Here is a 22,745-nt window from a genome sequence, read left to right on the forward strand (position 1 = left end):
GACCCCTCACAGCTTCATCAGACTGGCGTCGTCGACCGAGGCCGAGTGGCGGGAACGGAACAGGGACACGATGATCGCGAGCCCGACCACGACCTCGGCGGCGGCGACGACCATCGTGAAGAAGGCGATGATCTGGCCGTCGAGGTTGCCGTGCATGCGGGAGAAGGCGACGAACGCGAGGTTGCAGGCGTTGAGCATCAGCTCGATGCACATGAAGACCACGATCGCGTTGCGCCGGATCAGCACGCCGGTGGCGCCGATCGTGAACAACAGGGCCGCGAGGTAGAGGTAGTTGACGGGGTTCACTGCGACGCCTCCTCGGACTGCCCGGAGTCGGCCGCCTCGTCCGTGCGGTCGAGGCGCTCCTCGGCCCGCCGCTCCAGGGTCTTGACTTCGCCCAGGGCGTCCAGCGACACCTCGCGGATCTGCCCCCGCTCGCGCAGCGTCCTGCTGACGGTCAGCTCCGAGGGGGTGCCGTCGGGCAGCAGGCCCGCCATGTCGACCGCGTTGTGCCGGGCGTACACACCGGGTGCCGGCAGCGGCGGCAGTTGCTTGCCGTCGCGGACACGCCGCTCGGACAGCTCGCGCTGAGTAGTGGCGCGCTCGGTGCGCTCGCGGTGGGTGAGCACCATGGCGCCGACGGCGGCCGTGATGAGCAGGGCACCGGTGATCTCGAAGGCGAAGACGTACTTGGTGAAGATGAGGGAGGCGAGGCCCTCCACGTTGCCGTTCGCGTTCGCCTGGGCGAGGCCGCTGAACTCCGTGATGGAGGCGTTGCCGATACCGGCGATCAGCAGGATGCCGAAGCCGAGCCCGGACAGCAGGGCCAGCCAGCGCTGGCCCTTGATGGTCTCCTTCAGCGAGTCCGCCGCGGTGACACCGACGAGCATGACCACGAACAGGAACAGCATCATGATGGCGCCGGTGTAGACGACGACCTGCACGATGCCCAGGAAATAGGCGCCGTTGGCGAGGTAGAACACCGCCAGGACGATCATGGTCCCGGCGAGGCAGAGCGCGCTGTGCACGGACTTCTTCATGAAGACGGTGCACAGGGCGCCGATCACCGCGACCGTGCCGAGGATCCAGAACTGGACGGCCTCTCCGGTGGAGGTGGAGTAGGCGGCGAGCTGCGCGGTCATCGGCGGATCACCTCCTCCGACGCCGGTTCCTGCGCGCCGAAGGTGGAGGCGGCCTCCTGGACCACCTCTTGCTCGGTGTGGGCGGTCTGCTGGACGGTGCCGGGGGCGGCCTCGGTGACCAGGCCCCGGTAGTAGTCCTGCTCGTCCGTGCCCGGGTAGATGGCGTGGGGCGAGTCGACCATGCCCTCCTCGAGGCCGGCGAGCAACTGGTCCTTGGTGAAGATGAGGTTGGCCCGGCTGGAGTCGGCCAGCTCGAACTCGTTGGTCATCGTCAGCGCGCGCGTGGGGCACGCCTCGATGCACAGGCCGCACAGGATGCAGCGGGCGTAGTTGATCTGGTAGACGCGGCCGTAGCGCTCACCGGGCGAGTAGCGCTCCTCGTCGGTGTTGTCCGCGCCCTCGACGTAGATCGCGTCGGCGGGGCAGGCCCAGGCGCACAGTTCGCAGCCGACGCACTTCTCCAGGCCGTCCGGATGGCGGTTGAGCTGGTGCCGTCCGTGGAAGCGCGGTGCGGTGGTCTTGCGCTGCTCCGGATACTGCTCGGTCAGCCGCTTCTTGAACATGGCCTTGAAGGTCACACCGAAGCCGGCCACGGGGTTCAGGAAACCGGGGTCGGTCTCCTTGGGTTCCTCAGCCATCGGACGCCTCCTTTCCATCCGTAGATCCGCCCAGGGGTCCATCACTGTGAGTATCGGGCCCACCACTGACAATCAGCTCCCGCTCCCGGCGGGGTCGGCGTCGTGGCACCGGTGGCACCTCCTGTCCGGGCATCGGCGGCACGGGGAACCCGCCGGCCATCGGGTCGAAGCCGGCCGGCTCCTCGGCCTGGCCCTCGGCCCGCCTGCCCTTATCGCGGTACATGTCGACGACGAAGGACAGCAACAGCAGGACCAGGACTCCGCTGCCGATGTAGAGGGCGATGTCGGTGAAGCCGTAGTTCTCGTTCCTGAGCGCCCGCACGGTCGCGACCAGCATCAGCCAGACCAGGGAGACCGGGATGAGGACCTTCCAGCCGAGCTTCATCAACTGGTCGTAGCGGACCCGGGGCAGCGTGCCGCGCAGCCAAATGAAGAAGAACAGCAGCAGTTGGACCTTGACCACGAACCAGAGCAGGGGCCACCAGCCGTGGTTGGCGCCCTCCCAGAAGGTGCTGATCGGCCAGGGGGCCCGCCAGCCGCCGAGGAACAGCGTGATGGCCACCGCCGAGACCGTCACCATGTTCACGTACTCGGCAAGCATGAACATCGCGAACTTGATCGACGAGTACTCGGTGTTGAAGCCGCCCACCAGGTCGCCCTCGGACTCGGGCATGTCGAAGGGGGCGCGGTTGGTCTCGCCGACCATGGTGACGATGTAGATGATGAAGGAGACCGGCAGCAGCACGATGTACCAGCGGTCGTTCTGCTGGGCGACGATCTCCGACGTCGACATCGACCCCGAGTAGAGGAACACGGAGGCGAACGCGGCGCCCATCGCGATCTCGTAGGAGATCATCTGCGCGCAGGACCGCAGGCCGCCGAGCAGCGGATACGTCGACCCGGAACTCCACCCCGCGAGCACGATGCCGTAGATGCCGACCGAGGCGACCGCCAGGATGAACAGCAGGGCGATCGGCAGGTCGGTGAGCTGCATCGCGGTGCGCTGACCGAAGATCGAGACCTCGTTGCCTGCCGGTCCGAAGGGGATCACCGCGATCGCCATGAAGGCCGGGATGGCCGCGACGACCGGTGCGAGGACGTACACCGCCTTGTCGGCGCGCTTGACGACGACGTTTTCCTTGAGCATCAGCTTCATGCCGTCGGCGAGCGACTGGAGCATGCCCCAGGGGCCGTTCCGGTTCGGGCCGACGCGCAACTGCATCCAGGCGACGACCTTGCGCTCCCAGACGATCGAGAACAGCACGGTCACCATCAGGAAGGCGAAGCAGAACACCGCCTTGACGACGACCAGCCACCAGGGGTCGGTGCCGAACATCGAAAGATCTTCGGCGGCGAGGTACGGGCTCATGCCTCCACCTCCTTGGGGGCTGCGCCCGCGGGCGTCGCCGGGCCGATGCGGACGAGGGTTCCGGGCAGTACCCCGGCGTCGGAGGCGACGCCGGTGCCGGTCGAGTTCAGCGGGAGCCAGACCACCCGGTCGGGCATCTCGGTGACGTGCAGCGGGAGTTCGACGGAGCCCGCGGGGCCGGTCACGGCCAGCACGTCGCCGTCCTTGACGCCCGCCTCGGCGGCCGTGGCGGCCGACACGCGCGCGTGTGCGGCGTGCCGGGTGCCGGCGAGCGCCTCGTCGCCCTGCTGGAGAAGGCCCTGGTCGAGCAGCAGCCGGTGCCCGGCCAGTACCGCCTCTCCGGCGGCCGGCCGGGGCAGCGCGCCCGCGGTGTGCAGCGGTTCACCGGCCCGCGGCCCGTCCCAGGCGCCGAGCCGGTCGATCTCCGCGCGTGTGGTGCGCAGGTCCGGCAGCCCGAGGTGGATGTCCATGGCGTCGGCCAGCATCTGGAGCACGCGGCCGTCGGTGGGCGCGAGCCGGCGGGTCATCTGGTCGGGCTTGAGCGCGGCGTCGAAGGAGCGCACCCGGCCCTCCCAGTTGAGGAAGGTTCCCGGCTTCTCGGCGACCGCGGCGACGGGCAGGACGACGTTGGCGCGTTCGGTGACCTCGCCGGGCCGCAGCTCAAGCGACACCACGAAGCCGGCCTCGACGAGTGCCTCACGCGCGCGTGCCGGGTCGGGCAGGTCGGCGACCTCCACGCCCGCCACCAGGAGGGCCTGGAGTTCGCCGCGGGCCGCGGCCTCGACGATCTCGCCGGTGTCGCGGCCGTAGCGGTGCGGGAGGTCGGCCAGGCCCCACAGGGCGGCGACCTCCGCCCGCGCGCGCGGGTCGGTGGCCGGGCGCCCGCCGGGCAGCAGCGAAGGCAGCGCGCCCGCCTCGACCGCGCCGCGCTCCCCGGCGCGGCGCGGAATCCACACCAGCCGGGCGCCGGTCGCGGTGGCCGTCCGCACGGCGGAGCTGAAGCCGCCGGCCACGGAGGCCAGCCGCTCGCCGACGACGATCACGGCGCCCTCGGCGCGCAGCGCCTCGGCGGCCCCGACTCCGGACTCCTCAAGCCCGACGCCGCTCGCGAGGGCGTCCAGCCACTCGGTCTCGGTGCCGGGGGCGGCGGGAAGCAGCGTGCCGCCGGCCTTCTCCAGACCGCGGGTGGCGTGTGTGGCCAGCGAGAAGACCCGCTGGCCGTGCTTGCGCCAGGCCTTGCGCAGCCGCAGGAAGACGCCGGGCGCCTCCTCCTCGGACTCGAACCCGACCAGCAGCACGGCGGGCGCCTTCTCCAGCGCGCCGTAGGTGACGCCCGTGCCGTCCAGGTCACGGCCGCGGCCGGCGATCCGGGCGGCCAGGAAGTCGGCCTCCTCGGCGCTGTGCACGCGCGCGCGGAAGTCGATGTCGTTGGTGTCGAGCGCCACGCGCGCGAACTTGCTGTACGCGTAGGCGTCCTCGACGGTGAGCCGGCCGCCGGTCAGCACACCGGTGCGGCCCCGGGAGGCGAGCAGCCCCTGCGCGGCGATCTGCAGGGCCTCCGGCCAGGAGGCCGGTTCCAGGTCGCCCTCGGCGTTGCGCACCAGGGGCGTGTTCAGCCGGTCGCGCTGCTGCGCGTACCGGAAGCCGAAGCGCCCCTTGTCGCAGATCCACTCCTCGTTGACCTCGGGCTCGTTGGCCGCGAGGCGCCGCATGACCTTGCCGCGCCGGTGGTCGGTGCGGGTCGCGCAGCCGCCGGAGCAGTGCTCGCACACGGACGGCGAGGAGATCAGGTCGAAGGGGCGGGAGCGGAACCGGTAGGCCGCCGAGGTGAGCGCGCCGACCGGGCAGATCTGGATGGTGTTGCCGGAGAAGTACGACTCGAAGGGGTCGCCCTCGCCGGTGCCGACCTGCTGGAGCGCGCCCCGCTCGATCAGCTCGATCATCGGGTCGCCCGCGACCTGGTTGGAGAAGCGGGTGCAGCGGGCGCACAGCACGCACCGCTCGCGGTCGAGGAGCACCTGGGTGGAGATCGGCACGGGCTTCTCGTAGGTCCGCTTCCTGCCCTCGAAGCGGGACTCGGCCTGGCCGTGCGACATCGCCTGGTTCTGCAGCGGGCACTCGCCGCCCTTGTCGCAGACCGGGCAGTCCAGCGGGTGGTTGATGAGCAGCAGCTCCATCACACCGTGCTGGGCCTTCTCGGCGACCGGCGAGGTGAGCTGGGTCTTGACCACCATCCCGTCGGTGCAGGTGATGGTGCAGGACGCCATGGGCTTGCGCTGTCCCTCGACCTCGACGATGCACTGGCGGCAGGCGCCGGCCGGGTCGAGGAGGGGGTGGTCGCAGAACCGGGGGATCTCGATGCCGAGCTGTTCGGCGGCCCGGATGACCAGGGTGCCCTTGGGCACGCTGATCTCGACGCCGTCGATCGTCAGCGACACGAGGTCCTCCGGCGGGAGCGCCGCCTCTCCCCCTGCCGAGGCGCGTCGGCCCGCGGCGGAGCCGCTCAGGGACTGGGATACGGTCATGCCTTCACCTCCGTGCGGTCGGCCCAGGCCGTCGACTTGGCCGGGTCGAAGGGGCAGCCGCGGCCCGTGATGTGCTCCTCGTACTCCTCGCGGAAGTACTTGAGCGAGGAGAAGATCGGCGAGGCGGCGCCGTCGCCGAGGGCGCAGAAGGACTTGCCGTTGATGTTGTCGGCGATGTCGTTCAGCTTGTCGAGGTCGGACATGGCGCCCTTGCCGGCCTCGATGTCGCGCAACAACTGGACGAGCCAGTAGGTGCCTTCTCGGCAGGGTGTGCACTTGCCGCAGGACTCGTGGGCGTAGAACTCGGTCCAGCGGGTGACGGCGCGCACGACGCAGGTCGTCTCGTCGAAGCACTGGAGCGCCTTGGTGCCGAGCATGGAGCCGGCGGCGCCCACTCCTTCGTAGTCGAGGGGGACGTTGAGGTGCTCGTCGGTGAACATCGGGGTCGAGGAGCCGCCCGGTGTCCAGAACTTCAGGCGGTGGCCGGGGCGCATGCCGCCGCTCATGTCGAGGAGCTGGCGCAGTGTGATGCCGAGCGGGGCCTCGTACTGGCCGGGTCCTGCGACGTGGCCGCTGAGCGAGTAGAGCGTGAAGCCCGGGGACTTCTCGCTGCCCATCGACCTGAACCACTCCTTGCCCTTGTTGAGGATCGCGGGAACCGATGCGATCGATTCGACGTTGTTCACCACAGTCGGGCACGCGTAGAGGCCCGCGACGGCGGGAAAGGGGGGACGGAGCCGCGGTTGACCCCGGCGGCCTTCGAGCGAGTCGAGCAGTGCGGTCTCCTCACCGCAGATGTACGCGCCGGCGCCCGCGTGCACGGTGAGTTCGAGGTCGAGTCCGCTGCCCAGGATGTTCTCGCCGAGGAAGCCGGCCGCGCGGGCCTCGCGCACGGCCTCGTGCAACCGCCGCAGTACCGGGACGACTTCACCACGCAGATAGATGAAGGCGTGCGACGACCTGATGGCGTAGCACGCGATGACGATGCCCTCGATGAGGCTGTGCGGGTTCGCGAAGAGGAGCGGGATGTCCTTGCACGTCCCCGGCTCCGACTCGTCGGCGTTGACAACAAGATAGTGGGGCTTGCCGTCCCCCTGGGGGATGAACTGCCACTTCATCCCCGTCGGGAACCCCGCGCCGCCGCGTCCGCGCAGACCGGAGTCCTTGACGTACGCGATCAGGTCGTCCGGCGGCATCGCCAGCGCTTTGCGGAGCCCCTCGTACCCCTCGTGTCTCCGGTAGACGTTGAGAGTCCAGGACTCGTCCTCGTCCCAGAAGGCCGACAGCACCGGTGCGAGCAGCTTCTCCGGGCTGGTGCCCTTGATCTCGGCTGCCAAGGTCATCACTCCCCCTCCTCGGCTGTGGGCCCGGCCGGGTGGGACGGGTCGGATGCCGATGTGTCCTGCGGCGCGTCGTGCGAGCTGAGGTGCTCCGTCGGTGACGGGTCGTGCACGGCCCGGTCCTGCGGCGCGTCGTGCGGCCCGCCGTCCCGCGGGTGCACCACGCGCGCGGCGGGCGCCTCGCCCCTGGCCAGCTTCAGCCCGGCCAGGGAGGCGGGACCCGCGCTGCCGCCGGCCGCGACGGCGCCGTCCCGCTCGTCGGGGAAGCCCGCCAGGATCCGGGCGGTCTCCTTGAAGGTGCACAGCGGCGCACCGCGCGTGGGGCTCACCTCGCGTCCGGCGCGCAGGTCGTCGACGAGGCTCTTGACGCTCGCCGGGGTCTGGTTGTCGAAGAACTCCCAGTTGACCATCACGACCGGCGCGAAGTCGCAGGCCGCGTTGCACTCGATGTGCTCCAGGGTGACCTTGCCGTCCTCGGTGGTCTCGCCGTTGCCGACGCCCAGGTGCTCCTGGAGGGACTCGAAGATGGCGTCGCCGCCCATGACCGCGCACAGCGTGTTGGTGCAGACGCCGACCTGGTAGTCGCCGCTCGGCCGGCGCCGGTACATGGTGTAGAAGGTGGCGACCGCGGTGACCTCGGCCGTGGTGAGGTCGAGCATGTCCGCGCAGAACCGCATCCCGGTGCGCGTGACGTGGCCCTCCTCGGACTGCACGAGGTGCAGCAGGGGCAGGAGGGCGGACCGGGAGTCCGGGTAGCGGGCGATGATCTCGCGCGCGTCGGTCTCCAGCCGGGCCCGGATGTCGTCCGGGTAGGCGGGCGCGGGCAGCTCCGGCATGCCCAGGCTGACGTCCCGCTCCGAAGAAGAGGTGGTCACCGGTCGACGCCTCCCATCACGGGGTCGAGGGACGCCACGGCGACGATGACGTTGGCGATCTGGCCGCCCTCGCACATCGCCGCCATGGCCTGAAGGTTGGTGAAGGACGGATCCCGGAAGTGGACCCGGAAGGGGCGGGTGCCGCCGTCGGAGACGACGTGCGCCCCGAGTTCGCCCTTGGGCGACTCGACCGCCACGTAGGTCTGGCCCGGCGGTACCCGGAAGCCCTCGGTGACCAGCTTGAAGTGGTGGATCAGGGCCTCCATGGAGGTGCCCATGATCTTCTTGATGTGGTCGAGGGAGTTGCCCAGTCCGTCCGGTCCCAGGGCGAGCTGGGCGGGCCAGGCGATCTTCTTGTCGGCGACCATGACCGGGCCGGGCTGGAGCCGGTCGAGGCACTGCTCGACGATCCGGAGCGACTGCCGCATCTCCTCCAGGCGGATCAGGAAGCGGCCGTAGGCGTCGCAGGTGTCGGCGGTCGGGACGTCGAAGTCGTACGTCTCGTAGCCGCAGTACGGCTGGGCCTTGCGCAGGTCGTGCGGCAGGCCGGTGGACCTGAGCACCGGGCCGGTGGTGCCGAGGGCCATGCAGCCGGCCAGGTCGAGGTAGCCGACGTTCCTGCATGCGGGCCTTGAAGATGGGGTTCCCGGTGGCGAGCTTGTCGTACTCCGGGAGGTTCTTGCGCATCTTCTTCACGAACTCGCGGATGTGGTCCACGGCGCCCGGCGGCAGGTCCTGGGCGAGGCCGCCCGGACGGATGAACGCGTGGTTCATCCGCAGGCCGGTGATCAGCTCGTAGATGTCGAGGACCAGTTCACGATCGCGGAAGCCGTAGATCATGATCGTGGTGGCGCCGAGTTCCATGCCGCCGGTGGCGATGCACACCAGGTGCGAGGAGAGCCGGTTCAGCTCCATCAGCAGCACCCGGATGATGGTGGCCCGGTCGGGGATCTGGTCCTCGATGCCGAGGAGCTTCTCGACGCCCAGGCAGTACGCCGTCTCGTTGAAGAACGACGTCAGGTAGTCCATGCGCGTCACGAACGTGGTGCCCTGCGTCCAGGTCCGGTATTCGAGGTTCTTCTCGATGCCGGTGTGCAGGTAGCCGATGCCGCAGCGGGCCTCGGTGACCGTCTCGCCGTCGATCTCCAGGATGAGGCGGAGCACTCCGTGCGTGGACGGGTGCTGCGGCCCCATGTTGACGACGATGCGCTCGTCGTCGGCGCGGGCGGCCGACTGCACGACCTCGTCCCAGTCGCCGCCGGTGACCGTGTAGACGGTGCCCTCGGTGGTCTCCCGCGCGGAGGCCGTCGATGCTGACTGTGTGCTGCTCACGAGTACGACCTCCGCTGGTCCGGAGCCGGGATCTGGGCGCCCTTGTACTCGACGGGGATGCCGCCGAGGGGGTAGTCCTTGCGCTGCGGGAAGCCCTGCCAGTCGTCCGGCATCATGATCCGCGTCAGGGCCGGGTGACCGTCGAAGACGATGCCGAAGAAGTCGTAGGTCTCGCGCTCGTGCCAGTCGTTGGTCGGGTAGACGGCGGACAGCGACGGGATGTGCGGGTCGTCGTCGGGCGCGCTGACCTCGATCCGGATCAGCCGGTTGTGGGTGATCGAGCGCAGGTGGTAGACGGCGTGCAGCTCGCGGCCCTTGTCGTGCGGGTAGTGGACGCCGCTGACGCCGGTGCACAGTTCGAAGCGCAGGGCCGGGTCGTCGCGCAGCGTGCGGGCGACCCGGACCAGGTGCTCGCGCTCGATGTGGAAGGTCAGCTCCTCGCGGTCGACGACCGTCTTCTCGATGGCGTTGTCGGGCAGGAGTCCCTGCTCCTCCAGCGCGCCCTCCAGTTCGTCGGCGACCTCGTCGAACCAGCCGCCGTAGGGCCTGCTCGACGGTCCGGGGAGTCGGACGGAGCGGACCAGGCCGCCGTAGCCGGAGGTGTCGCCGCCGTTGTTGGCGCCGAACATGCCGCGCTGGACGCGGATCTCCTCGCCGCCCCGGCCGCGCTGGCCCGGGAGGTTCTCGGCGGAGAGGTCCTTGTCGGGGTTGACTCCGTCGCCCGCGCCGCCGGTGCCGTTCGCGCCGCTCATCGCAGGAGCCCCTTCATCTCGATGGTGGGCAGGGCCTTGAGTGCCGCTTCCTCCGCCTCGCGGGCCGCCTCCTCGGCGTTCACTCCGAGCTTGGAGTTCTGGATCTTGTGGTGGAGCTTGAGGATGGCGTCCATCAGCATCTCGGGCCGCGGCGGGCAGCCGGGGAGGTAGATGTCGACCGGGACGACGTGGTCGACGCCCTGGACGATGGCGTAGTTGTTGAACATGCCGCCCGAGGAGGCGCAGACCCCCATGGAGATCACCCACTTCGGGTTCGGCATCTGGTCGTAGACCTGCCGCAGCACCGGCGCCATCTTCTGGCTGACCCGGCCCGCGACGATCATCAGGTCCGCCTGCCTCGGAGAGCCACGGAAGACCTCCATGCCGAAGCGCGCCAGGTCGTAGCGGCCGGCGCCGGTGGTCATCATCTCGATGGCACAGCAGGCGAGGCCGAACGTGGCGGGGAAGACGGACGACTTGCGCACCCAGCCCGCGGCCTGCTCGACGGTGGTCAGCAGGAAGCCGCTCGGCAGTTTTTCTTCGAGTCCCATGTCAAAGGCCCCTCAGTCCCATTCCAGGCCGCCGCGCCGCCATACGTACGCGTACGCGACGAAGACGGTGAGCACGAAGAGCAGCATCTCCACGAGCCCGAAAATCCCCAGGGCGTCGAAGGTGACGGCCCAGGGGTAGAGGAAGACGATCTCGATATCGAAGATGATGAAGAGCATCGCCGTCAGGTAGTACTTGATGGGGAAGCGCCCGCCGCCGGCCGGCGTGGGGGTCGGCTCGATGCCGCACTCGTAGGCCTCGAGCTTCGCCCGGTTGTACCGCTTCGGACCGATCAGCGTGGCCATGACCACGGAGAAGATCGCAAAGCCTGCCCCGAGGGCTCCCAGTACGAGGATGGGCGCATACGCGTTCACCGCTCCTCGCTCCTCTCAGTCGGCACTGACTGCTGGCGGTTGCACTGGACTCACAGCCGCCCCGGCAGACCCACGAACCTCGCTGGTCCGGCGAAGATCGCGAACATGTGAAGCGGGTCACAAGCCCAACTGCCTCGCATCCTATGCCTGTCGCTCTGTGATCTGCGACACGGGGTATTGCTCAAGCTTTGTGATCTCCACCACCTGACGAACGATCATGAAGTCGGATGAGCGGTGATCTTCACACAAGAAGCGTTCAGGTGATCACCAGAGGTGACATTTTCGCTCGTCGCCGCTGGCCAGAGGGCATGGACGGAAGGCGTCTCCATATCAAGATGCTTCCCTTGCATGCAAATTGGTGCTGGACACGATCCCTTGATAGAGGACGCGTTCACACATCGGGGGGAAGATCGGGGTGCGATGTGGACACGTGCACGCGTTCACGAGCGCCGCGGGTGACGCGGGCGCCGACGCAACCGTTCCGTGACCTGCACCACATCCGCGAGAGCGTCCGAGAACCGGGCTTGGCCAACCGTCCCAACCAGTGGTAAGCGCGGGGCAATTCGGGCGTAACGATCAAAGTACGTGATCACAGGCCGATTACAGCGCGTCCGCAATGTCCGTTACGGCGTCAATAAAGAGCGACACGCCCGGGATTCGTAGATCCGATTGAACAACTGTGGCACAGCACACGTTTCTTGAAGGTATGGAGGAGCTACTGATACCGGTTGTCCCTATGTCCCACACCGCTCACATACGCAGCCACCGGAAGCCCCGCCGCAGCGCGTCGACCATCGCGATGCGGGCCGGAGTTGCCGGTGGCGTCCTCAGCACCCTGGCAGTGGCCGGTGCGGCGGGTTCGGCCAGCGCGGCCGAGCCGGTCACGCAGACCCTCGAACTGCCCACCCTGACGACCGACCTGGCCGCTCAGGTCGCCCAGTCCGCGGACGTCACCCAGCAGGCGGCGGCGAGCTACCAGCTCCAGGCCGAGCGCGACGCCGCGGCCACGAAGGCCGCCAAGCAGGCCAAGTCGGACCTCGCCGAGGCCAAGAAGAAGGCCGCGGCCAAGAAGAAGGCCCAGGAGACCGCGCGCAAGGCCGCCGCCGAGCGCGCCTCGCGCACCGCCGAACGCACCGCCCTCACCGCCTCGGTGAACACCGGCTCGTCCGGCGGCACGGGCGGCGGCGTCAGCGCCGACACGTCCGCGTCCACCGCTCCGTCCACGTCCACGGCCACCGGTTCGGCCGCCGCGGTCGTCTCCTTCGTGCAGGCCCAGGTCGGCAAGGCGTACGTCTCGGGTGCCACCGGCCCCTCCGCCTACGACTGCTCCGGTCTGGTGCAGGCCGCCTTCAAGCAGGTGGGCATCAGCCTCCCCCGGGTCTCCCAGGACCAGTCCACCGCCGGCACCCAGGTGTCGCTGAGCAATCTCCAGCCGGGCGACATCCTGTACTGGGGCGGCGCGGGCAGCGCGTACCACGTGGGCGTCTACGTCGGCGACGGCATGTTCGTCGGCGCGCAGAACTCCTCCACCGGCGTGGTCATGAAGCCCCTGTCGTACGACCCGCCGAGCGGTGCGGTGCGCGTGCTGTAGTCCACGCCCACGCACAACACGGACACTTCGGTACGAACGGACACTTCCGTACGAAGGGCCGCGACCGCTCGGGGGGCTGCGGCCCTTCGGTCTCTCCTGGCATGCTCGGCGCGGGCCGGTCTCCCACCGGCCCGGCCACGAGCCCGAGGAGAGAACGTCATGCCCAGTGTGTTCGTACAGGGACGGCCCGCCGCCGCGTATCCCCCGCTCGCGCCCGAGGCCCGGCGCGGGTCGGTGCGGCGTGTCACCGAGGTGGGCGAGGAAGTGCTGCACCGGCCGTGCCGGGACGTCACCGAGTTCGGACCCGACCTCGCCGCGCTCATCGACGACATGTTCCGCACGATGTACGTCGCGGAGGGGGCCGGGCTGGCGGCGAATCAGGTAGGCGTCGACCTGCGCCTGTTCGTCTACGACTGCCCCGACGACGACGGTGTCCGACATGTCGGGCACATCGCCAACCCGGTCATCGAACCCCTCGACCCGGCCGGGCGGCGGCTGCTCGACGAGGGCGAGGGGTGCCTGTCGGTGCCGGGCGCCGTCATGGCCGTACCGCGGCCCGACCGGGCCGTCGTGCGCGGCCTCGACAAGGACGGCGAGCCGCTTCTCGTCGAGGGCACCGGCTACTTCGCGCGCTGCCTCGCCCACGAGACCGACCACGTGAACGGGCACGTCTACCTGGACCGGCTCTCCGCGCGCGACCGGAAGGCGGCGCTGCGGCAGTCGGCGGACCGGCGCGAGGAGGTCTTCGCGCGCCGGTCCGCCAGAGCCGCGGCCCTCGCCTGATCAGGCCTTCGGCGCGACCTTGCTCAGTCCGTTGATGATGCGGTCCATCGCGTCGCCGCCCGTCGGGTCCGTCAGGTTGGCGAGCATCTTCAGGGTGAACTTCATCAGGATGGGGTGGGTCAGGCCGCGCTGGGTGGCGATCTGCATGACCTTCGGGTTGCCGATGAGCTTCACGAAGGCGCGGCCCAGCGTGTAGTAGCCGCCGTAGGTGTCCTTGAGGACGCGCGGGTAGCGCTGCAGGGCGATCTCGCGCTGGGCCGGCGTGGCCCGCGCGTGCGCCTGGACGAGGACGTTGGCGGCGATCTGGCCGGATTCCATGGCGTAGGCGATGCCTTCGCCGTTGAAGGGGTTCACCAGGCCGCCGGCGTCGCCGACGAGGAGCAGGCCCTTGGTGTAGTGCGGCTGGCGGTTGAAGGCCATGGGCAGGGCGGCGCCGCGGATCGGTCCCGTCATGTTGTCCGGGGTGTAGCCCCAGTCCTCCGGCATGGACGCGCACCAGGCCTTGAGGATCTCGCGCCAGTCGAGTTCCTTGAAGGCGGCGGAGGTGTTCAGCACGCCCAGGCCGACGTTCGAGGTGCCGTCGCCCATGCCGAAGATCCAGCCGTAGCCCGGCAGCAGGCGGTCCTGGGCGCCGCGCCGGTCCCACAGTTCCAGCCAGGACTCCAGGTAGTCGTCGTCGTGGCGGGGCGAGGTGAAGTACGTGCGGACCGCGACGCCCATCGGACGGTCCTCGCGGCGGTGCAGGCCCATCGCCAGGGACAGCCGCGTGGAGTTGCCGTCGGCGGCCACGACCAGCGGGGCGCGGAAGGTGACCTCCTGCTTGTCCTCCCCCAGCCTGGCGTGCACACCGGTGATGCGGCCGGTGTGGTCGTCGACGACCGGGGCGCCGACGTTGCAGCGCTCGTACAGGCGCGCGCCCGCCTTCTGGGCCTGCCGGGCGAGCTGCTCGTCGAAGTCGTCGCGTTTGCGGACGAGTCCGTAGTCCGGGAAGGAGGCGAGATCCGGCCAGTCGAGCTGGAGGCGGGAGCCGCCGCCGATGATGCGCAGGCCCTTGTTGCGCAGCCAGCCGGCCTCCTCGGAGATGTCGATGCCCATGGCCACGAGCTGTTTGACCGCACGCGGGGTCAGACCGTCACCGCAGACCTTCTCCCGGGGGAAGGCGGTCTTCTCCAGCAGGAGGACGTTCGAGCCCTGCCTTGGCCAGGTGGTAGGCGGTGGTGGAGCCGGCTGGCCCCGCGCCCACGACGATCACATCGGCGGTGTTGTCGGAGAGGGGCTCGGTCACGGCGGGATCTCCCCAGAGTTCGAAATGTGCGTGCCGACGGGCACTGGACATGGGCAGTCTATTCAGCGTCACCGATCACCCGGCTGAAGGGCTGCCCCGTGAACCGACCTCTCCCCGTTGTGCGGTTGCGCGTCCCCACCGACGAGGACGCCGTCGCCTGGCACCGGATCTTCGACGACCCGGACGTCATGGAGTTCCACGGCGGAAGGCCCGCGGAGCTGTCCGTCTACGAGGAGCTGACCGCCCGGCAGCGCCGGCACGACGCCGAGCACGGCTTCTGCCTGTGGACCATGGTGGACGAGTCCGGACAGGTGGTGGGCTTCACCGGCGCCCAGCCCTGGCCGCGGGACTGGGGCCCCAAGGGGGAGATCGAGATCGGCTGGCGCCTCGGGCGGGCGCACTGGGGCAAGGGGTACGTCACGGCGGCGGCCCGGCAGACCCTGGAGCGAGTGCGTGCCTCGGGCGTGGCGGAGGTGGTCGCGATGGTCGACGCCCGCAACACCCGGTCCATAGCGGTCACTCAACGGCTGGGCATGCGGCTCGCCGAGGTCTTCACGATCCCCTCCGCCGAGCAGCTGGGGCACTGCTACCGGCTCTCCCTGCCCGCTTCGTGACGCACCCGCCGTGACGGGGAGCCGCCCGGCCGCGCCGCGCCCGCTCAGCCGGTCTTGAACCCCCGGTGCAGCGTCACCACTCCGCCGGTCAGATTGCGCCACGCCACCTTGGACCAGCCGGCCCCGCCCAGCCGCTTCGCGAGCGCCGGCTGGTCGGGCCAGGCGCGGATGGACTCGGCGAGATAGACGTACGCGTCGGGGTTGGACGAGACCGCGCGGGCCACCGGCGGCAGGGCGCGCATCAGGTACTCGGTGTAGACGGTCCTGAACGGCGCCCAGGTCGGGTGCGAGAACTCGCAGATGACGACCCGGCCGCCGGGCCGCGTCACCCGGTGCATCTCGCGCAGCGCAGCGTCCGTGTCCTGTACGTTGCGCAGCCCGAAGGAGATGGTGACGGCGTCGAAGACATCGTCCTTGAAGGGCAGCCGGGTCGCGTCGCCCGCGGTGAACGGCAGCCAGGAGTGCCGCTCCTTGCCGACCTGGAGCATGCCGAGGGAGAAGTCGCAGGGGACGACGTAGGCGCCGGTGCGGGCGAAGGGCAGGGAGGAGGTGGCCGTGCCCGCCGCGAGGTCCAGGATCTTCTGCGCGGGGCGGGCGTCGACGGCTCGGGCGACCTCCTTGCGCCATGCCCGGTCCTGGCCGAGCGACAGCACGGCGTTCGTCAGGTCGTACCGTTGCGCGACGTGGTCGAACATCGAGGCGACTTCGTGCGGCTGCTTGTTCAGGGAGGCGCGGGTCACCGGCCCATTGTTGCAGCACCGGTCCACGGCGGCGGGCACGGCCTCTTCCGCACGGCGGCACGAACGCCGCCCGCGCCCGGTGGGAGGGGGAGCATCATGGGTCCGACGACGAGAACGGGAGCGTGTTCGATGAGCACTGTCCGCAGGCCGGTGGCCCACCTCGCCCTGCTGCTCGCGGCCCTGGTGACCGCGGGATGTGCCGGGCAGGACGGCGGCACGGCGGACGCGGCGCCCCCCTCGTCCGCGTCCGCCGCGCCGGGCGGCACCGCGTACGCCCCCTACGTCAGCGCCACCACGGCGTCCGCGAGCGACACGGCGGGCTCCCCGGCGGCGTACAACCTGGCGTTCGTCATCGCCTCCGGCGACGACTGCGTCCCGAGCTGGAACGGCGTCCAGGACATCGGCGACGCCTCCGTCGCCTCGCGCGCCGAGCGGCTCGGGAAGTCCGGCGCCGCCGTCCGCGTCTCCTTCGGCGGCGCCTTTGGAACGGAGCTGGCGGCGGCCTGCGACAGCGCCTCGGAACTGGCCGCGGCGTACGGCGAGGCGCTGGACGCGGCCGGCTCCGCGCGGGCGGACTTCGACGTTGAGGGCGAGGAGTTGGCCGACGCGGACTCCGTCGCCCGGCGCTCGGAGGCGATCGCGCTGCTCCAGAAGCAACGGAGCGACCTCGACGTCACCTTCACCCTCCCGGTCATGCCCTCCGGCCTGGACGGCGCCGGTCTGGCGCTGCTGGCGTCCGCCAACGACCACGCCGTACAGGTCTCCACGGTCAACCTCATGACCATGAACTACGGCGAGTCCTACACCGCAGACATGGGCGAGTACGCGCTCACCTCGGCGAAGGCCGCGCACACCCAGCTGAGGAAGGTCTTCGGGACCTCGGCCGCGGACGCCTGGCGGGGCATGGCGCTGACGTCGATGCTCGGCGTCAACGACGTCGCCGGCGAGACGTTCACCCTCGCGGACGCGGCCGAGGTCCGGGCGTTCGCCGAGGAGAAGGGGATCGCCTGGGTGTCGATGTGGGCGGCCTTCCGGGACCGGCAGTGCGCCCAAGACGCCTCGGCGGACGCCGCGTCGACCGAGTGCAGCGGGGTCGAGCAGGAACCCGGCGCGTTCGCGAAGGCGTTCGGGGCGTAGGGCCGTTCAGCGCCGCCGGTACACGAGTCGGCCCGCGACGACGGTCGCCACGCAGGTGCCGGCCCCCGCCTCGGCGAGCGCGCTCTCGTGCGGGACGTCGAAGACCGCGAACCGGGCGGCGGAGCCGGGCTGCCTCGGCGGCGCGAAGGTCACCGGCCGCCCGGAGGCGTACGGGTCGAGCGAGGGCACCCCGTCGGGACGCCCGAGCCGGCCCACCACCCCCACACCGGAGCGGCGTACGGCGTCCCGCACGGCGCGGACGCGCAGTTCCCCGCAGGCCACCGCCACCGTGCCGTGCGCCAGCATGCGTTGCAGCCCGCGCCGGGCACTCGCGCCCCGGCGCGCCTCGTCCGGTGCCAGGGCCGCGAGCGCGTCTCCGGTCAGCGGCTCGGTGCCGAGCGCGTCGGCCTCGCGCGGATCGGGGTGGTAGGACTCCTCAAGCAACTCGTCGCCGTACATGTTGACCAGGCCCGGCGTGAGGATGCCGGGCCACTGCCGCAGCCGGGCGCGCGGATGGGCCGCCGTGAGGTCCTCCAACGGGCCCGCCGCGCGGATCCGTTCGCCCTCGACGGCGAACGCCCGGTCCCTGGAGTCGGCGTGGATCGTGAGCACGGGCCGGTCAGTTGGAGGTGAGGAGCTTCAGCTCGGGATGCGCGGTGCCGCCCTCGATCGCCGTGGACGAGATGTGGGAGACGACCCGCTCGTCGACCGGGTCGTTCGCCGGGTCGTCGTGCACGACGAGGTGCTCGTACGTCGTGGCGCGCTGCGCCGGGACGCGTCCGGCCCTGCGGATCAGGTCGATGATCTCCAGCCGGTTGGAGCGGTGCTTGGCACCGGCCGAGGACACCACGTTCTCCTCCAGCATGATCGAGCCGAGGTCGTCGGCGCCGTAGTGCAGGGAGAGCTGGCCGACCTCCTTGCCCGTCGTCAGCCAGGAGCCCTGGATGTGGGCCACGTTGTCGAGGAAGACACGGGCGATGGCGATCATCCGCAGGTACTCGAAGAGCGTGGCCTGGGTGCGGCCCTTCAGGTGGTTGTTCTCGGGCTGGTAGGTGTACGGGATGAAGGCGCGGAAGCCGCCGGTGCGGTCCTGCACGTCCCGGATCATGCGCAGGTGCTCGATGCGCTCGGCGTTGGTCTCGCCGGTGCCCATGAGCATGGTGGAGGTCGACTCCACGCCCAGGCCGTGCGCGATCTCCATGATCTCCAGCCAGCGCTCGCCGGACTCCTTCAGCGGCGCGATGGCCTTGCGGGGGCGGGCGGGCAGGAGTTCCGCGCCCGCGCCGGCGAAGGAGTCGAGACCGGCCTCGTGGATGCGGCGGATCGCCTCGTCCACGGACACCTTCGAGATCCGGGCCATGTGCTCGACCTCGCTCGCCCCCAGGCTGTGGATGACGAGCTGCGGGAACTCCTTCTTGATGGCGGCGAAGTGCCTCTCGTAGTACTCGACGCCGAAGTCCGGGTGGTGGCCGCCCTGGAACATGATCTGCGTGCCGCCCAGCTCGACCGTCTCCGCGCAGCGGCGCAGGATGTCGGCGAGGTCGCGGGTCCAGCCCTTGGCGGTGTCCTTGGGCGCGGCGTAGAAGGCGCAGAACCGGCACGCCGTGACGCACACGTTCGTGTAGTTGATGTTGCGCTCGATGATGTACGTGGCGATGTGCTCGGTACCGGCGTACCTGCGCCTGCGTACGGCGTCGGCGGCGGCGCCCAGCGCGTGCAGCGGGGCGTCGCGGTAGAGGTCGAGCGCCTCTTCGGGGGTGATCCGCCCACCGGCGGCGGCGCGGTCGAGGATGGGCTGAAGGTCGGCCTTCTCGGTCACCGGCGTCCCTTTCGCAAGCTTCGTAAGGGTTGTGGACGGACCGCACCAGCCTACGCCAGCGGTTTTCCCCCGTGGCCGTCAGGCCGCGCAGGCCCCCGCGAGGACACCGAGGAACGCGCCCGCGACGAGGAACGGCCCGAACGGGATCGCGGTCTTGCGCCCCGCCCGGCGGGCGACGACGAGTGCGCCGCCGTAGAGCGCACCCAGCAGGAACCCGGCGAAGGTGCCCAGCATCACCGTCGGCCAGCCGTACCAGCCCAGTACGGCACCGGCGCCGAGGGCCAGTTTGACGTCGCCGAAGCCCATGCCGGCGGGGTTGACGAGGAACAGCACGAGATGGCCGGCGCCGAGCGCGAGGGCGCCCAGCAGGGAGGTGGTCCACCGCCCGGCGTGCTCGGGCACGAGCGCGGCGAGGCCGAGCAGCACGAGCGCGGCGCCGGCCAGCGGCAGGGTCAGGGGGTCGGGCAGCCGCCGTACCCGCAGGTCGACGGCGGCCAGCAGCACCCCGACCGGCGCGAGCAGCAGCCAGACGGCCAGCTCCGGGCGGGTCCCGGTCGCGGCGGCGAGGGCGGCGCACACGAGGGCGGTGACGGCGGCGAGGGCGCCGGCACGGGGACCGTACGGGGCGGCGCCGGACGCGCACCGCCCGCACCTGGCCCGGCCGAGCCAGCCCCGGACCGGATGCTCCCGGGGGCACCGCTCGCGCCACGCCTCGCCCGACGGGGCGGAGAACCGGTAGACCGCGCGGGGCAGCAGCGCGCCCGCCGCCGCGCCCCAGAGCGCGGCGGCGAGGACGACCAGCAGGTCGGGGCTCATCCGGCAGCCCGGATCAGCCCGCTGCCGCGACGCCGTCGCGCCAGGTCGGCAGCAGTTCGTCGAGCAGGGCCTCGGTGCGCGGGGGCAGACCGCGCGCGCCGCTGCGGCCGATGAGGTCGGCGGCGAGGGTGCGGAGCCGGTCGGCGTCGTCCGTGGCGTGCGTGGCGCGCAGCAGCTCGTGCCACAGGCGTTCGTCGGCGGGGGCCGTGCGCAGCGCCGCGTCGAGCGCCTCGATGGCCTTCTCCGCGCGGTTCTTCTCCAGGTGGAACTCGCAGAGCGCCAGGCCGGTGTCCGCGACGAGCAGCGGGAGCTGGGCGTCGATGATCTCGTGGGTGAGCCAGCGGTAGCGCCCCTCGGGCCGGTCGGCGAGCAGCGGCCCGCGCACCAGCACCAGCGCGTCGGTGAGCAGCCGCCCGCGCACCTGGCGGCTGTCGACGCCCCGGCCCTGCGTGGCCTCGTAGTACAGGGAGCGCAGTACGTCGAGGTCGGAGACGACGGACTTGGCGAGCGTGAGCCGTCCGGTGGCGTCGGTGCCGAGCCTCGGCGTGCCGTCGGCGTCGGTGCCGAGCCAGGCCCGCAGCCGTTCGAGCAGCGCGTCGCGCACGTCCGCCGTCGCACCGCGCGGCCACAGCGCGGAGGAGAGCACGCGCGGGTGGACGCCCTCGCGGTGCAGCAGGAGCAGCGCCAGCGCCTCGTGGAGCTGGGCGCTGCGCTCGCCGTCGGGGGCGTCCAGGCCGATGATCTCGTACGACCCGACGAGGCGGGCGTAGACCGCGGGCCGTCCCTGCTCGCTGATGTCGACGAGGAACGGCGGGGTGTTGGCCGGTGCGCCGGGCCCGCGCTCGGGGTCGGCGTCGGTGAACAGCTCGACGACGGCCCGCTGTTGCGCCGTCGGCAGCAACTGGGCGTCCAGTTCGAGGCCGAGGAGCGGGGCGAGCAGCTTGCCCTCGCCGGTGATCTCCATCTCCCAGGCGGCGCCGGGCAGATCGGTGCCCTCGGTGCCGACGAGGTAGCCGATGCCCAGGCGGCCCGCGTCGGCGGCGAGTTCGGCGAGGCGGAGCGCGTCCTCGTCGGAGGGCTGGGCGGCGAGCAGCACGAGGTGCGGGGCCCAACGCGTGTGCTGGGCGGGCCCGGTGCGGCCGGTGAGCACGGAGTCGTGCCCGGCGGCCCCGAGCGCGCCGCGGCGCTGCCGGGTCTCGGCGGACATGGTCTCGAAGAGGTCCTCGAACCCGTCGAGGTGGCGGATCCGGTTGGGCGCGAGGGGCGTGAGGTCGTCGCCGAACCCGACCAGGGTGATGGTCATGCGGTCCGACCAGCCGTTGGTGGCCAGTTCGGCGGCGACCGACGCGAACACGGCGGCCCGGTCGGCCTCGGTGCCGCTGAGCGAGACGAGGCCGGGCACGGCCTCCAGGTTGAGCAGCAGCCGGGAGTCGTCCATGGTGCCGAGGCTGACGAGACCGGGGTACGGCGCGGCGGTGTCGGCGTCCTCGTACCGCTCGGCGTCGGCGCGGGCCAGCATCCAGAAGGTCTGGTCCTGCCCGACCTGCCAGGGGGCCGGCGGTTTCCCGGCGGGCTGGGCCAGTTGCAGGTGCAGGTCGCCGTTGCCGCTCATCCAGGCCGCGTAGACGACGGGCAGCGCGCGCGACTCGGCGGTGAGGGAGGAGGCGAGCCCGCGCAGCGACCGGTCGAGCAGGCGTACGCCGTCGGGGTCGGCGCCGACGAGCAGCGCGTCGTGCACGTCCTGGGCGTCGCCGGCCGGTGTGGGCGGCTCCATGCCGCGCCGGCCGCCGACGGCTCCGAGCGCCGACTGCCACAGGGCCTGCCGGCGCCGGCGGCCGAGGGCGCCGAGGAGACCGGCGGCGAGGAGAGGGGCGGCGAGCAGGGCCTCGGGGAGCCCGAGGGCGTGTCCCGACTGAGCGGGGGCGGCATGCTCCTGGCCGGGGCCGGTCGTGGCGCCGGGGGCCGGGGTCGCGGGGGCGGGCCGCTGCTCGGGCAGGGAGACGTGGGCGTCGCCCTGTGCTCCGCCGCCGCCCCGCGCCTGGTCGCCGGTCCGGGCGTAGTCGTGTATCTGCTGTTGCACCTGCTCGGAGACGCTCGGCGCCTCGTCGGGCATCTCGACGAGTTCGCCGCCGCGGGCGTCGCCGGGCATCTCCATGATCCAGCCGGGCCGGATGAGGCTGGCCTCGGACAGCCGGGAGCCGTCGGGCTGCACGCGGTCCTTGTTGAGTTCGAAGATCTCCTTGTACCGGCGTCCGTCGCCGAGGTGCCGCTCGGCGACCTCCCAGAGGGAGTCGTGGTGACGCCCCTCGGGCGGCTGGATCCGGTAGTACTTCGTGTCGCCGTGCTGTGCGGGGCCGCTCTCCGCCCGGCCCGCGGCCTGCCCGGCCTGTCCGGCCTGCTCGGCGAGGGCGCCCGCGGTGGCGGCGGCCTGCTCCTGCTGCTGGGCGAAGATCCCCGGCGTCTGCTGGGCGGCGGCGACGGACGGCCGCTGGTTGCCCTCCAGGTTCTGCCCGAGCTGCGACAGTCCCGGTGTGAGGCTCGCCGCGGTGGCGCCGACGAGCAGCAGGGCGGCGACGAGCTGCCGGGCCAGCAACTGGCTGGGCCCGGATCCGGGCACCCGTCCCGGCACCCCGACGCCGGACAGCGCGGCCTTGACCTCGACGAGCACGCAGGCGGTGAACTGGGCCCAGGCGAGCCAGACGATGACGGTGAGGATGTGCAGGAAGGTCTGCACGGTGATCTCGCGCTGCAGCCAGTCGAGGCCGGGCGCGCCGTGGGGCAGCGGCCAGCCGATCTGGGTGGCCAGCGCGAGCGGCACGCCGAGGACCAGTCCGGCCAGCACGACGAAGGCCAGGAGCGCCTTGACGAAGTCCCCGAACGACCGCCGCCGCACCCGCACCGGCTGGGGCGTCCGGTTCCTCGGTGCCGAGGGAGCCGTCGAGCTTGCGGAGCTTGAGGTGCGGCGTCGCGGCATGGGCGGAGTCCTGGGTCGTGTGTCGTGTGCGGGCCGGTACGAGGGGTGTGCTGAGCCTACCGAGATCTTATGGACTCCGACCGACAGCGG

Annotated in this window: 19 protein-coding genes and 2 pseudogenes; 4 read left to right on the plus strand and 17 right to left on the minus strand. The window is 71.2% G+C overall.

All coding sequences use genetic code 11. The features are described from left to right. Positions 1-6: 6 nt before the first annotated feature. The 11 genes and pseudogenes from nuoK to AC4IHM_RS13475 all read right to left on the minus strand — a co-directional run bounded on the left by nuoK (position 7) and on the right by AC4IHM_RS13475 (position 10,896). A complete protein-coding gene (gene nuoK, locus AC4IHM_RS13425) occupies positions 7-306 on the minus strand; it encodes an NADH-quinone oxidoreductase subunit NuoK (protein WP_003974374.1) in 300 nt (99 codons plus the stop codon). Further along, a complete protein-coding gene (locus AC4IHM_RS13430) occupies positions 303-1,142 on the minus strand; it encodes an NADH-quinone oxidoreductase subunit J (RefSeq protein WP_490867277.1) in 840 nt (279 codons plus the stop codon). The genes nuoK and AC4IHM_RS13430 overlap by 4 nt, the downstream gene beginning before the upstream one ends. Further along, positions 1,139-1,780, minus strand: coding sequence for an NADH-quinone oxidoreductase subunit NuoI (nuoI, locus tag AC4IHM_RS13435; RefSeq protein WP_490867278.1), 642 nt, complete (start codon positions 1,778-1,780; stop codon positions 1,139-1,141). Before nuoI ends, AC4IHM_RS13430 begins: the two co-directional genes overlap by 4 nt. Next, positions 1,773-3,149 (minus strand): NADH-quinone oxidoreductase subunit NuoH, encoded by a 1,377-nt coding sequence (gene nuoH / locus AC4IHM_RS13440; RefSeq protein WP_490867279.1) that lies wholly within the window; start codon positions 3,147-3,149, stop codon positions 1,773-1,775. Before nuoH ends, nuoI begins: the two co-directional genes overlap by 8 nt. Further along, complete coding sequence (locus tag AC4IHM_RS13445; RefSeq protein ID WP_490867280.1) at positions 3,146-5,674, minus strand: NADH-quinone oxidoreductase subunit G; 2,529 nt, start codon at positions 5,672-5,674, stop codon at positions 3,146-3,148. Before AC4IHM_RS13445 ends, nuoH begins: the two co-directional genes overlap by 4 nt. Continuing rightward, positions 5,671-7,020, minus strand: coding sequence for an NADH-quinone oxidoreductase subunit NuoF (gene nuoF, locus AC4IHM_RS13450; RefSeq protein WP_490867281.1), 1,350 nt, complete (start codon positions 7,018-7,020; stop codon positions 5,671-5,673). Before nuoF ends, AC4IHM_RS13445 begins: the two co-directional genes overlap by 4 nt. Beyond that, a complete protein-coding gene (nuoE, locus tag AC4IHM_RS13455) occupies positions 7,017-7,889 on the minus strand; it encodes an NADH-quinone oxidoreductase subunit NuoE (protein WP_490867282.1) in 873 nt (290 codons plus the stop codon). Before nuoE ends, nuoF begins: the two co-directional genes overlap by 4 nt. Further along, positions 7,886-9,221, minus strand: a pseudogene (locus AC4IHM_RS13460) (NADH-quinone oxidoreductase subunit D). Before AC4IHM_RS13460 ends, nuoE begins: the two are co-directional and overlap by 4 nt. After that, positions 9,218-9,973, minus strand: a complete 756-nt coding sequence (locus AC4IHM_RS13465) for an NADH-quinone oxidoreductase subunit C (protein ID WP_490867283.1) — start codon at positions 9,971-9,973, stop codon at positions 9,218-9,220. The pseudogene AC4IHM_RS13460 and the gene AC4IHM_RS13465 overlap by 4 nt, the downstream one beginning before the upstream one ends. Next, complete coding sequence (locus AC4IHM_RS13470; protein WP_161166212.1) at positions 9,970-10,524, minus strand: NuoB/complex I 20 kDa subunit family protein; 555 nt, start codon at positions 10,522-10,524, stop codon at positions 9,970-9,972. The genes AC4IHM_RS13465 and AC4IHM_RS13470 overlap by 4 nt, the downstream gene beginning before the upstream one ends. A 12-nt stretch (positions 10,525-10,536) precedes the next feature. Next, the gene (locus AC4IHM_RS13475; protein WP_003974383.1) at positions 10,537-10,896 is read right to left on the minus strand and encodes an NADH-quinone oxidoreductase subunit A; all 360 of its coding nucleotides are present in this window, start codon (positions 10,894-10,896) and stop codon (positions 10,537-10,539) included. Positions 10,897-11,632: 736 nt separating this feature from the next. On the opposite strand from AC4IHM_RS13475, the gene AC4IHM_RS13480 reads away from it, so the two are divergent. After that, complete coding sequence (locus AC4IHM_RS13480; RefSeq protein WP_490867284.1) at positions 11,633-12,487, plus strand: C40 family peptidase; 855 nt, start codon at positions 11,633-11,635, stop codon at positions 12,485-12,487. Between the two features lie 159 nt (positions 12,488-12,646). Then, positions 12,647-13,270, plus strand: a complete 624-nt coding sequence (gene def / locus AC4IHM_RS13485) for a peptide deformylase (RefSeq protein WP_490867285.1) — start codon at positions 12,647-12,649, stop codon at positions 13,268-13,270. On the opposite strand, the pseudogene AC4IHM_RS13490 reads toward def, so the two are convergent. Next, positions 13,271-14,555 (minus strand): annotated as a pseudogene (locus AC4IHM_RS13490) (geranylgeranyl reductase family protein). Between the two features lie 98 nt (positions 14,556-14,653). On the opposite strand from AC4IHM_RS13490, the gene AC4IHM_RS13495 reads away from it, so the two are divergent. Continuing rightward, positions 14,654-15,169 carry a GNAT family N-acetyltransferase gene (locus AC4IHM_RS13495; protein WP_490867286.1) on the plus strand — a complete coding sequence of 172 codons (516 nt, stop codon included), beginning with the start codon at positions 14,654-14,656 and terminating at the stop codon, positions 15,167-15,169. Between the two features lie 44 nt (positions 15,170-15,213). Here AC4IHM_RS13495 and AC4IHM_RS13500 read toward each other — a convergent pair whose 3' ends face one another. Continuing rightward, positions 15,214-15,909 carry a demethylmenaquinone methyltransferase gene (locus AC4IHM_RS13500; RefSeq protein ID WP_490867287.1) on the minus strand — a complete coding sequence of 232 codons (696 nt, stop codon included), beginning with the start codon at positions 15,907-15,909 and terminating at the stop codon, positions 15,214-15,216. 129 nt (positions 15,910-16,038) lie between these two features. On the opposite strand from AC4IHM_RS13500, the gene AC4IHM_RS13505 reads away from it, so the two are divergent. Beyond that, positions 16,039-17,046 (plus strand): chitinase, encoded by a 1,008-nt coding sequence (locus AC4IHM_RS13505; RefSeq protein ID WP_490867288.1) that lies wholly within the window; start codon positions 16,039-16,041, stop codon positions 17,044-17,046. Positions 17,047-17,052: 6 nt separating this feature from the next. Here the strand turns inward: AC4IHM_RS13505 and AC4IHM_RS13510 are convergent, their stop codons facing one another. The 4 genes from AC4IHM_RS13510 to AC4IHM_RS13525 all read right to left on the minus strand — a co-directional run bounded on the left by AC4IHM_RS13510 (position 17,053) and on the right by AC4IHM_RS13525 (position 22,655). Further along, entirely contained in the window at positions 17,053-17,658 is a 606-nt protein-coding gene (locus AC4IHM_RS13510; protein ID WP_490867289.1) for an imidazolonepropionase-like domain-containing protein, read from the minus strand. 7 nt (positions 17,659-17,665) lie between these two features. After that, positions 17,666-18,865: a cyclic dehypoxanthinyl futalosine synthase gene (gene mqnC / locus AC4IHM_RS13515; protein ID WP_490867290.1), complete on the minus strand. Its 1,200-nt coding sequence runs from the start codon at positions 18,863-18,865 to the stop codon at positions 17,666-17,668. 78 nt (positions 18,866-18,943) lie between these two features. Beyond that, positions 18,944-19,681 carry a prepilin peptidase gene (locus AC4IHM_RS13520; RefSeq protein ID WP_490867291.1) on the minus strand — a complete coding sequence of 246 codons (738 nt, stop codon included), beginning with the start codon at positions 19,679-19,681 and terminating at the stop codon, positions 18,944-18,946. Positions 19,682-19,694: 13 nt separating this feature from the next. Beyond that, positions 19,695-22,655 carry a BTAD domain-containing putative transcriptional regulator gene (locus AC4IHM_RS13525; protein ID WP_490867292.1) on the minus strand — a complete coding sequence of 987 codons (2,961 nt, stop codon included), beginning with the start codon at positions 22,653-22,655 and terminating at the stop codon, positions 19,695-19,697. Positions 22,656-22,745 lie beyond the last annotated feature (90 nt).

The sequence above is a fragment of the Streptomyces sp. SL06 genome (assembly GCF_058244745.1).

Bases quoted from the DNA above. Each gene is read 5' to 3' on its own strand.
- AC4IHM_RS13430 (WP_490867277.1), bottom strand. From the start codon at position 1,142: ATGACCGCGCAGCTCGCCGCCTACTCCACCTCCACCGGAGAGGCCGTC.
- nuoI (WP_490867278.1), bottom strand. From the start codon at position 1,780: ATGGCTGAGGAACCCAAGGAGACCGACCCCGGTTTCCTGAACCCCGTG.
- nuoH (WP_490867279.1), bottom strand. From the start codon at position 3,149: ATGAGCCCGTACCTCGCCGCCGAAGATCTTTCGATGTTCGGCACCGAC.
- AC4IHM_RS13445 (WP_490867280.1), bottom strand. From the start codon at position 5,674: ATGACCGTATCCCAGTCCCTGAGCGGCTCCGCCGCGGGCCGACGCGCC.
- AC4IHM_RS13465 (WP_490867283.1), bottom strand. From the start codon at position 9,973: ATGAGCGGCGCGAACGGCACCGGCGGCGCGGGCGACGGAGTCAACCCC.
- AC4IHM_RS13470 (WP_161166212.1), bottom strand. From the start codon at position 10,524: ATGGGACTCGAAGAAAAACTGCCGAGCGGCTTCCTGCTGACCACCGTC.
- AC4IHM_RS13480 (WP_490867284.1), top strand. From the start codon at position 11,633: ATGTCCCACACCGCTCACATACGCAGCCACCGGAAGCCCCGCCGCAGC.
- def (WP_490867285.1), top strand. From the start codon at position 12,647: ATGCCCAGTGTGTTCGTACAGGGACGGCCCGCCGCCGCGTATCCCCCG.
- AC4IHM_RS13505 (WP_490867288.1), top strand. From the start codon at position 16,039: ATGAGCACTGTCCGCAGGCCGGTGGCCCACCTCGCCCTGCTGCTCGCG.
- AC4IHM_RS13520 (WP_490867291.1), bottom strand. From the start codon at position 19,681: ATGAGCCCCGACCTGCTGGTCGTCCTCGCCGCCGCGCTCTGGGGCGCG.
- AC4IHM_RS13525 (WP_490867292.1), bottom strand. From the start codon at position 22,655: ATGCCGCGACGCCGCACCTCAAGCTCCGCAAGCTCGACGGCTCCCTCG.